Below are 9,446 nucleotides of genomic sequence, written 5' to 3'. Positions count from 1 at the left end.
CAGCGCCTGCTGGGGGCGATCAATTCTCGAAAGCAAGGGCTGTCTTAGTTCGGGCATCACTACGGCACTGCCAGAACCGATTCGTGAAGAGCTTCCCTAGCGCTTATCCATCAAGCGCCAGAAGCTATAACTTCAATAGCAACTTACAAGCCCAGGGCCGCAATGCCCGCGCGTGCGATCTGCGCGTCCTCGGTGGACTTCACCCCACTGACGCCCACAGCACCCAGGCACTGGCCGTCCTTCAGGATGGGCACGCCGCCCTCCAGCAGGCCGTCGATGGTGGGGGCGCTCAAGAACGAGGTGCGGCCGCCGTTCACGATGTCCTCGTACACCTTGCTCTCGCGCCGCCCCAGGGCCGCAGTACGGGCCTTGGACGGGGCGATATGCGACGAGACGGCGGCTGCGCCATCCAGGCGCTGCAGCCACAACAGGTGACCGCCATCGTCCACAATGGCGATGGTCACGGCCCATTGGTTCTTGACGGCTTCGGCTTCGGCTGCGGCGGCAATGGCCTTGACGTCGGCCAGTTCGAGTTCGTGCTTGGTTTTCATGGATCGATCCGGAAGGTGCGAGAAAAGACAATGGATGTGGAAGGCGCCCCTCGGCACAAGCCGCTGGGCCCAGGGCTGCACGCAGGCCTTCGCACGCAAGGCGGCAAGCATAGCGGCATCCCGCCCGCAGCTTGCCCCCGTCCAGGGTGAAAGAACCCTTACCAAAAGTAGGTGACCGAGCGCGGTTATTGCAGGGCGAAAAACCGTCACCACCTAAAATTTGCAGTGTCTGCGTTGTGCAGGCCAACAAGGAGAGACACAAGATGAATGACCAAGTCACCACCCTGGGCTCTGCGGGCTATGGCATCTCGCAGGAGCAGCGCCACAAGGTGCTTCGCAACACATATTGGCTGCTCGCACTGAGCATGCTGCCCACCGTACTCGGCGCGTGGGTAGGCGTAGCCACCGGCATCACGCAGTCGCTGCGCGGCGGCGTCGGCCTGATCGTTTTCCTGGGCGGCGCTTTCGCCTTCATGTTCGCCATCGAAAAGACCAAGCGCTCGGCCGCTGGCGTGCCCGTGCTGCTGGCCTTCACGTTCTTCATGGGCCTGATGCTGTCGCGGCTGATCGGCATGGTGCTGGGCTTCAAGAACGGCACGGACCTCATCATGACGGCGTTTGCAGGCACTGCAGGCGTGTTCTTTGTGATGGCCAGCCTGGCCAGCGTGATCAAGCGTGACCTGTCCGGCATGGGCAAGTGGCTGTTTGTGGGCGCCATGGTGCTCATGGTCGGCGCCATCATCAACGTGTTCGTCGGTTCTTCGGCGGGCATGATGGCGATCTCGGTAGCCGCCATCGGCATCTTCAGCGCCTACATGCTGTACGACCTCAAGCAGATCCTGGACGGCGGCGAAACCAACTACATCAGCGCCACGCTGGCTCTGTACCTGGACATCTTCAACGTGTTCCAGAGCCTGCTGGCCCTATTGGGCATTATGGGTGGCGAGCGCGACTGATCGCCGCCCCTACCCGGATCAGGGCTCGTCCCCGGTCACAAAAGGCTCCCTCGGGAGCCTTTTTTCTTGCGTGGCCCGCAGGGTCAAGCCTCAACATCGGGCGGCAGCTGCCGATAATACCTGTACATGTACCGCCTGCCTTACTCCTCCTCGCTGCGCATGCTGGCCTTGTCCAGCGTGCTGTTGCTGGCCGCATGCGACAAGATTCCGGGCCTGGGGCCAGACCCGCGCATCGCCCAGCGGGAGGAAGAAGCCAAGGCCATCGGCGGGGCCTGCCGCCACGCGCTCCGAGGGCTGGAAGACTGCTACACCCTCAACCCCAAGGCTGCCAAGGCTGCCGTGTTTGCGGGCTGGAAGGAGATGGACGCCTACATGCGCGAGAACAAGCTAGAAGGCACGCCTTCCGTGCTGGGCAAAGCCGAAAAACCCGACCGCACCGAAAAGTCCAGCGACATCGAAACCGAGACGCGCGAACCCGGCACCAGCCGCAGTCGCAGCTGAACGCCCGGCGGCGCCCGGCGCCCGGCGGCTTGGCGCCCCGGCCCGCATCCCCGGTTGGCGCCCCCGTCTCTCACGCTCAGGCGGCAAGCGACGAGCGGCGGCAGCTCAAACGCGCTCGAACACGGCAATACTCTCCACGTGCGCAGTGTGCGGGAACATGTTCACCATGCCTGCTGCCGTGCACTGGTATCCCGCTAGGTGCACAAGCAGCCCCGCATCACGTGCCAGGGTGGCGGGGTTGCAGCTCACGTAGACGATGCGCTGGGGCGGCGTCCAGCCCTCGGCACCCGCTGGCAGCGGTGCGGCGCCTTCTACCCCCCGGCGGGCCTGCTCGATGTCGGCCAGCGCCTTGGCCAGCGCAAAGGCACCTTCGCGGGGCGGATCCACGAGCCACTTGTCGGCCGTTCCATCCGCAATCAGCATCTCAGGCGTCATGTCAAACAAATTGCGCGCTACAAAATCAGCAGCTGCTAGCGCTTTTCCATCCTTCCTTTGGGCCTGATTTGACTTGTAATTCTCACGCGAGCGCGCCACCAGCGCCTCGCTGCCCTCGATGCCCAGCACCTCGCGCGCCTGCGTGGCCAGCGGCAGCGTGAAGTTGCCCAGGCCGCAGAACCAGTCGATCACGCGCTCCTGCGGCTGCACGTCCAGCAGGCGTAACGCGCGGGATACCAGCACGCGGTTGATGTGCGGGTTCACCTGCGTGAAATCGGTGGGCTTGAAGGGCATGGTGATGCCAAAGTCGGGCAGCGCGTACGACAGTGTCGGGCCGCCTTCGTCCAGCAGCTTCACGGTGTCGGGGCCCTTGGGCTGCAGCCACCACTGCACGTTGTACTGGCCCGCAAATGCGCGAAGCCGGGCGATGTCCCCAGCGCTCAGGGGCTCCAGATGCCGCAGCACCAGCGCCGTGACTTCGTCGCCGCAGGCCAATTCGATCTGGGGGCAGGTGTCGCGCGCGTCCAGGCTGGCAATGAGCGCGCGCAGTGGCATCAGCATGGCGTCCACGTGCGGCGGAAGAACGGGGCACTGCCCCATGTCGGCCACGTAGCGGCTCTTGCGCTCGTGAAAGCCCACCAGCACGGTGCCTTTCTTGATCACGTGGCGCACGGCCAGGCGGGCGCGATAGCGGTAGCCCCACGAAGGGCCTTCGATGGGGCGCAGCATGGTCAGCGGCTTGACCTTGCCCAGGTGCCAGAGATTGTCCTCCAGCACACGCTGCTTGACGGCGACCTGCGCTCCTACGTGCAGATGCTGCATCTTGCAACCGCCGCATGCGCCGGCGTGCAGTCCAAAATGCGGGCAACCGGGCCGCACACGCTGCGACGACTCACGATGGATGGCCACCAGGCTGGCCTGCTCCCAGTTGTTCTTCTTGCGGTGGGTGTTGGCGGTGACCAGCTCGAACGGCAGGGCACCATCGATGAAGACGACCTTGCCGTCTGGCTTGCGGGCAACGCCCTGGGCGTCCAGGTCCATGGACTGCACCTGCAGCCAGCCTTCTGGAAGGTCGTTGTGAGCGTTCTGCTCGGTGGGCTCAAACGCGGGGGATAGTTCTTTCGGTTCGCTCATCCCCCGATTGTCTCAGGCCCGCAGCCGACGTCAGCGCGGGCCCAAGGGCATGTGCTACCGCTTAGCCGCGGTCAGCGCGGGCCGGACGCCCGCCGGTGGCGCGAGGGGCCGATGCCAGGGGAAGACGGTTGATGGTCAACTCACAGCCGTGGTTGTCTGGCGAGAAGACCAGCGTGGAACCCGGGGCCACCAGGGGCAACGTCTCGTGGATTTGGCGGGACATGTCAATAGGCGGCTCGGGGGCGCGGTAGACGATGTCCTTGTCCGGGCCATACACCACGTAGCAAGAGGCGGTAGCTGACTGGCTGAAAAAGGCGGCCACCAGGGCAGCGGCAGCGTAGGGAACGGCGTTCATGGTTCTTCTCCTCTGTCGGGCAAATCTGCGCAGGATTATGCGGGCTTCTGCCACGCGAGCCAATGCAGCTGTGGCTTTCAGGCCGCTTGTGCCGGTCACCGCAGATGCAGATGGTTGGTGTGCTTGACCTCTTCCATCACCGCATAGGTGCGCGTCTCGCGCACGCCGGGAAGCTGCCACAGCACATTGCCCGCAAACACGCGGTAGGCGTTCATGTCGGCCGAGCGGGTTTTGAGCAGGTAGTCGAACCCGCCCGCCACCATGTGGCATTCCATGATCTCGGGGTGCACCAACACGGAGGCCTTGAACTGGTCGAACACGTTGGGCGTGGTGCGGTCCAGCAGCACCTCCACAAACACCAGCATGCCCGCACCCAGCTTCAGGGGGTTCAGCCGCGCCTCGTAGCCCAGGATGAAGCCATCGCGCGTGAGGCGCTGCACCCGCGCCAGAACGGCGGTGGGCGACAAGGCCACGGCTTCGGCCAGCTTGAGGTTGGCAATACGGCCGTCTTCCTGCAGGATTGACAGGATCTTGCGGTCAATGCGGTCCAGATCAGTTTCTGTTTGCATGTTGATTAGCGATTTATTCGGTCCCGCCAACTATTTTCGAACATTTATTCACCCACAACCCAAGGATCATCGTCAGTAACGCACCCAAATCCTCGTTTGGCCCTCCAAACCACCCAAAGACACCACCATGACGCAGCAGCCCAACGCTCAGCCCTCCGCTCCGTTCGCCGACTTTGCGCCCCGCACGCCGCTGAACAACCCGCTGCGCGCGGCCATCACCGCCGCCTACCGCCGCCCCGAGCCCGAGGCCCTGGCCCCGCTGCTGGCCCAGGCCCGCTTGCCGGCTGACCAAGCGGCGTCGGCCCAGCAACTGGCGCTGCGTATTGCCAAAGCTCTACGCGAACGCAAGGCCAGCGCCGGGCGCGCAGGCATCGTCCAGGGCCTGTTGCAGGAGTTCTCGCTGTCATCACAAGAAGGCGTGGCGCTGATGTGCCTGGCCGAGGCGCTGCTGCGCATCCCCGACAAGGCCACACGCGATGCGCTCATCCGCGACAAGATCAGCCACGGCCAGTGGGATACCCACCTGGGCAAGAGCCCCTCGCTGTTCGTCAACGCCGCCACCTGGGGCCTGCTGATTACCGGCACGCTGGTGGCCACGCACCGCGAAGGCAGCCTGGGCAACTCGCTCAGCCGCCTGATCGGCAAGGGCGGCGAGCCCCTGATCCGCAAGGGCGTGGACATGGCGATGCGCATGATGGGCGAGCAGTTTGTGACCGGCGAGACCATCGACGAAGCCCTGCGCAACGCCCGCACGATGGAGGCTGAGGGCTTTCGCTATTCGTACGACATGCTGGGTGAGGCCGCGCTGACCAGCGAAGACGCCAAGCGCTATTACGCGTCATACGAGCAAGCCATCCACGCCATTGGCAAGGCCTCTGCCGGGCGCGGCATCTACGAGGGCCCCGGCATCTCCATCAAGCTCTCGGCCCTGCACCCGCGCTACAGCCGCGCCCAGTTTGGCCGCGTGATGGACGAGCTGTACCCGCTGGTGCTCCGCCTCACGGCCCTTGCCAAGCAGTACGACATTGGCCTGAACATCGACGCGGAGGAAACCGACCGCCTGGAACTGTCGCTGGACCTGCTGGAGCGCCTGTGCCACGAGCCGACCCTGGCGGGCTGGAACGGCATTGGTTTTGTCATTCAGGCCTACCAAAAGCGCTGCCCCTTCGTGATCGACTACGTGGTGGATTTGGCGCGCCGCACCCAGCGCCGCCTGATGGTCCGCCTGGTCAAAGGCGCGTACTGGGACAGCGAAATCAAGCGCGCCCAGGTCGATGGCCTCACGGACTACCCCGTCTACACCCGCAAGGTGCACACCGACATTTCGTACATCGCCTGCGCCAAGAAACTGCTGGGCGCGCCGGAAGCCGTATATCCCCAGTTCGCCACCCACAACGCCGAGACAGTGGCCACCATTTACCAACTGGGGGGCAGCAACTACTACGCGGGGCAATACGAGTTCCAGTGCCTGCACGGCATGGGCGAGCCGCTGTATGAGCAAGTGGTGGGCGCCATCACCGCAGGCAAGCTGGGCCGCCCCTGCCGCATCTACGCGCCCGTGGGCACCCACGAAACCCTTCTGGCCTATTTGGTACGCCGTCTGCTGGAGAACGGCGCCAACACCTCGTTTGTGAACCGCATTGCCGACGAAACCATTGCGCTGGATGAGCTGGTGAAAAGCCCCGTGCAGGTAGTGGACCAGCAAGCCACCACCGAAGGCGCTGCGGGCCTGCCCCACCCGCGCATCCCCTTGCCAGCGGCGCTGTACGGCGCCCACCGCAGCAACTCACGCGGGCTGGATTTGTCGAACGACAACACGCTGACCGAGCTGGCCACCACCCTGCAAGCCACGGCAAGCCACGCCTGGACGGCAGCGCCTCAGCTGGCCGCTGACGTGCCCGCAGGCACCACCCAGCCCGTGCGCAACCCTGCCGACCACAGCGATGTGGTGGGCCAAGTGCAAGAAGCCACCACCACCGATGTAGACCAAGCCCTGGCCCACGCCCAGGCTGCCGCAGCCCCCTGGGCCGCCACGCCGCCCGCCGAGCGTGCCGCAGCCCTGCTGCGCACCGCCGACCTGCTGGAAGCGCGCATGCACCCGCTGATGGGCCTCTTGATGCGCGAAGCGGGCAAAAGCGCCAGCAATGCCGTGGCCGAAGTGCGCGAGGCCGTGGACTTCCTGCGCTACTACGCCGCCCAGGTGCAGAGCACCTTCGACAACGCCACCCACATCCCGCTGGGCCCGGTGGCCTGCATCAGCCCCTGGAACTTCCCGCTCGCCATCTTCATGGGCCAGGCGGCAGCAGCCTTGGCCGCAGGCAATCCCGTGCTGGCCAAGCCCGCAGAGCAAACCCCCCTGGTCGCCGCCGAGGCCGTGCGCCTGCTGTGGCAAGCCGGCGTGCCACGCGCGGCTGTGCAACTGCTACCCGGCCAGGGCGAGACGGTGGGCGCGCGCCTGATCGGCGACGACCGCGTGATGGGCGTGATGTTCACCGGCTCCACCGAGGTCGCGCGCATCCTGCAACGCACCGTGGCCGGGCGGCTGGACGCCGCAGGCCGCCCCATCCCGCTGATCGCCGAAACCGGTGGGCAGAACGCGATGATCGTGGACTCGTCTGCGCTGGTCGAGCAGGTGGTGGGCGATGCCGTGTCATCGGCCTTTGACAGCGCAGGCCAGCGCTGCTCGGCCCTGCGCGTGCTGTGCGTGCAGGAAGAAGCTGCCGACCGCGTGGTGGAGATGCTGCAAGGCGCCATGGGCGAGCTGCGCGTGGGGAACGCTGCCGAGCTGCGCGTGGATGTGGGCCCGGTAATCGACGCCGAGGCACAGGCAGGCATCACCCAGCACATCGAAAAATTCAAAGCCCAGGGCCACCGCGTTTTCCAGCACCCGAACCATGTTTCGGCCACCGGAGCACAAGGCACCTTTGTGCCACCCACCCTGATCGAGCTGAACCACATCGGCGAGCTGCAGCGTGAAGTCTTCGGCCCCGTGCTGCACGTGGTGCGCTACGCGCGCAACGACCTGGACCAGCTGCTCGACCAGATCAACGCCACCGGCTACGGCCTCACGCAGGGCGTGCACACGCGCATCGACGAAACCATTGCCCGCGTCGTCAACCGCGCCCACGCCGGCAATGTGTACGTGAACCGCAACATGGTCGGCGCCGTGGTGGGCGTGCAGCCGTTTGGCGGCGAAGGCCTGTCGGGCACGGGGCCCAAGGCAGGCGGGCCGCTGTACCTGCTGCGACTGCTGTCGCAGCGCCCGGACGATGCGCTGGCGCGGACGTTTGCCGAGGCAGATCGCACTACCACACCGGACACCGAGCGGCGCGAGCGCCTGTTGGCACCGCTGGCCACTTTGGAGCAATGGGCACGGCAACAAGGCAAAGCAAGCCTGGCCAGCACCTGCCAGCGTTTTGCACAGCACACCCAAAGCGGAACCGCCCGCACCCTGCCCGGCCCCACGGGCGAGCGCAACGTCTACACCCTGGCCCCCCGTGCACGCGTCCTGTGTGTGGCGCAGGAGGCCAACGACCTCTTAGTGCAGACCGGCGCCGTGCTCGCCAGTGGTGGCACGGCCGTGTGGCCAAGCACTCAGGCTAGCCTGCGCACGCAGTTGCCCACGCTGGTACAAGCGCAAGTTCTGCTACAGGACAACACACTCAACGACGGCAAGCTGCCGCTGGACGCTGTGCTGCACCACGGCGATACCGCAAGCTTGCAGGCGCTGTGCACTGCCCTCGCCCGCCGTCCCGGGCCGATCGTGGCGGTGACGGCACTGCAACCAGGCGCGGCGGACATCCCGCTGGAGCGTCTGGTGATTGAACGCGCCCTCAGCGTGAACACTGCCGCAGCGGGCGGCAATGCCAGCCTGATGACAATCGGATAAGAAGATAAAGCGCCGGTCTCAGCCCCGCTGCAGCTTGAACACCGGTCGGCGCCCACCAACGCGCGCGCCCCGCACGCTGCGTACATCGGCGGCTCGGCGGGGGTGCAGCGCCTCGCGCTGGGCCTCGTCCAGCCAGCCGAGCTGGTCCATCACCTCCACCGCGGCGGCGACCTGGGCCACCATGTTGCCGTCCATGATCTTGAGCGCGAACGCCTCGGCCCGGCTGCGGCTGCCCACCACCTGCACGCCGTCCGCGCCGGTTTTGGACACCCAGTCGCCGCGGCCCGCACGCATGAAGTCCTGGTCGTGGCGGCCGGTGCCGGACACTAGGTCGGGCCGCGCCACCATGGCTCCGGCCAACTCCGTCAGGCTTTGGTCCATGCCGGTGTCGGGCGCGCCTGCCGCCAAGCGCGCATACCCGCGTGCTAGGTGCGCCAGCGGCATCGCGTAGTTGGGGGCAGAACATCCGTCGGTGCCCGCCACCAGTTGCTGCGGATCCAGGCCCACGGCCTGCGCTACGTGGGCGCGAACCGCCACCTGCAGCGGATGGCCGGGCGCCAGATGGTCCGCCAGCGGCAGGCCCTGCTGCACGCAATACGCCACAAACCCCGCATGTTTGCCGCTGCAGTTGTGGTGCCGCTGATCGGCCACGAACCCGGGGGGCAGGTCCATGCCGGTAAGCCCCAGCGCCGCGAACATGGGCGCGTGGCAACCGCACTGAAGAACGCGGTAGTCCTGGTCCACGCTGGCCAGCATGTGCTCCACCTGCTGCACGTGCATGGGCTCGCCGCTGTGGCTTGCGCACAGCATCGCCAGGTCGGCCGCACCCCACCCCAGCGCGCGAGCACCGCCCGACTGCATGAACGGCAGAGCCTGAAATGCCTTGATGGTGGAACGCGTGAACGTCACCGCATAGGGGTCTCCGGCTTTGGCGAGCACCTTGCCCTCGCGGTTCATCACGGCCACCGCGCCCCAGTGCTGGCATTCGGCCAGGTCGCCACGGGTGACTTCAATCAACGGAACAAAGGTCATAGGATGCGCTGGGCCAGTGGTTGA

Annotated in this window: 8 protein-coding genes; 3 read left to right on the top strand and 5 right to left on the bottom strand. The window is 66.0% G+C overall.

Annotated elements, in window-relative coordinates; all coding sequences use genetic code 11:
• Nucleotides 1-143: 143 nt before the first annotated feature.
• Nucleotides 144-551: a GlcG/HbpS family heme-binding protein gene (locus ACK4HJ_RS14905; RefSeq protein WP_409832989.1), complete on the bottom strand. Its 408-nt coding sequence runs from the start codon at nt 549-551 to the stop codon at nt 144-146.
• 263 nt (nt 552-814) lie between these two features.
• On the opposite strand from ACK4HJ_RS14905, the gene ACK4HJ_RS14900 reads away from it, so the two are divergent.
• Both ACK4HJ_RS14900 and ACK4HJ_RS14895 read left to right on the top strand, forming a co-directional pair.
• On the top strand, nt 815-1,507 hold the full coding sequence (locus ACK4HJ_RS14900; RefSeq protein WP_409832987.1) for a Bax inhibitor-1/YccA family protein: 693 nt from the start codon (nt 815-817) through the stop codon (nt 1,505-1,507).
• 126 nt (nt 1,508-1,633) lie between these two features.
• Nucleotides 1,634-2,008 (top strand): hypothetical protein, encoded by a 375-nt coding sequence (locus tag ACK4HJ_RS14895; RefSeq protein ID WP_409832984.1) that lies wholly within the window; start codon nt 1,634-1,636, stop codon nt 2,006-2,008.
• A 105-nt stretch (nt 2,009-2,113) separates the two neighbouring features.
• Here ACK4HJ_RS14895 and rlmD read toward each other — a convergent pair whose 3' ends face one another.
• The 3 genes from rlmD to ACK4HJ_RS14880 form a co-directional block, all read right to left on the bottom strand.
• Nucleotides 2,114-3,577, bottom strand: a complete 1,464-nt coding sequence (gene rlmD, locus ACK4HJ_RS14890; protein WP_409832981.1) for a 23S rRNA (uracil(1939)-C(5))-methyltransferase RlmD — start codon at nt 3,575-3,577, stop codon at nt 2,114-2,116.
• A gap of 61 nt (nt 3,578-3,638) precedes the next feature.
• Entirely contained in the window at nt 3,639-3,932 is a 294-nt protein-coding gene (locus ACK4HJ_RS14885) for a hypothetical protein (RefSeq protein WP_409832978.1), read from the bottom strand.
• A gap of 95 nt (nt 3,933-4,027) precedes the next feature.
• Nucleotides 4,028-4,501, bottom strand: coding sequence for an Lrp/AsnC ligand binding domain-containing protein (locus ACK4HJ_RS14880; RefSeq protein WP_409832975.1), 474 nt, complete (start codon nt 4,499-4,501; stop codon nt 4,028-4,030).
• Nucleotides 4,502-4,628: 127 nt separating this feature from the next.
• On the opposite strand from ACK4HJ_RS14880, the gene putA reads away from it, so the two are divergent.
• A complete protein-coding gene (putA, locus tag ACK4HJ_RS14875) occupies nt 4,629-8,390 on the top strand; it encodes a trifunctional transcriptional regulator/proline dehydrogenase/L-glutamate gamma-semialdehyde dehydrogenase (RefSeq protein ID WP_409832973.1) in 3,762 nt (1,253 codons plus the stop codon).
• A gap of 18 nt (nt 8,391-8,408) precedes the next feature.
• Here the strand turns inward: putA and ACK4HJ_RS14870 are convergent, their stop codons facing one another.
• Nucleotides 8,409-9,422: an asparaginase gene (locus ACK4HJ_RS14870; RefSeq protein ID WP_409832971.1), complete on the bottom strand. Its 1,014-nt coding sequence runs from the start codon at nt 9,420-9,422 to the stop codon at nt 8,409-8,411.
• Nucleotides 9,423-9,446: the final 24 nt, after the last annotated feature.

This window comes from Acidovorax sp., assembly GCF_046294525.1.
Classification (GTDB): Bacteria; Pseudomonadota; Gammaproteobacteria; order Burkholderiales; family Burkholderiaceae_C; genus Acidovorax.
The sequence above is the reverse complement of the archived record's forward strand: the minus strand, read 5'-3'. Positions and strand labels throughout refer to the sequence as shown.